Source organism: Flavobacterium jejuense (assembly GCF_006491595.2).
GTDB classification, from domain to species: Bacteria; Bacteroidota; Bacteroidia; order Flavobacteriales; family Flavobacteriaceae; genus Flavobacterium; species Flavobacterium jejuense.
The window spans coordinates 1-385 of record NZ_VEVQ02000055.1 but is presented as its reverse complement, the minus strand read 5'-3'; the positions used below and the strand labels follow the sequence as shown (position 1 = coordinate 385).

At 31.9% G+C, this 385-nt stretch carries 1 pseudogene; it reads left to right on the top strand.

Going from position 1 to position 385, the window contains the following annotated elements:
- Positions 1 to 385, top strand: a pseudogene (locus FIA58_RS21190) (hypothetical protein); the annotation flags it as partial.

The following is a 385-nucleotide window of genomic DNA, read 5'->3' as shown; positions in this document are numbered from 1 at the left end:
TTTTGGAACAAATGGAAATATTGAGTACATTTACACTGCTACTGGACAAAAAGTAGTTAAAAAAGTGACTGAGAATACAACCATAACAAATACGCATTATTTAGCTGGAGGATTTCAGTATAAAAACAGCGATTTACAATTCTTCCCTCATGCGGAAGGATATGTAAAACACAACTCTGGTGCTTATAGTTATGTTTTTAATTACACCGATCATTTAGGTAATGTAAGAGTGAGCTATTCTGATATAGATAAAAATGGTGTTTTAGGAGATGAACATATGCAAGAATGTTTCACACAAATAGGAAGAGATGGAAGTCCTCAAACATTTTGTAATGACTATTATACCAGTCCTATTTTAGAAGAAAACCATTATTATCCTTTTGGA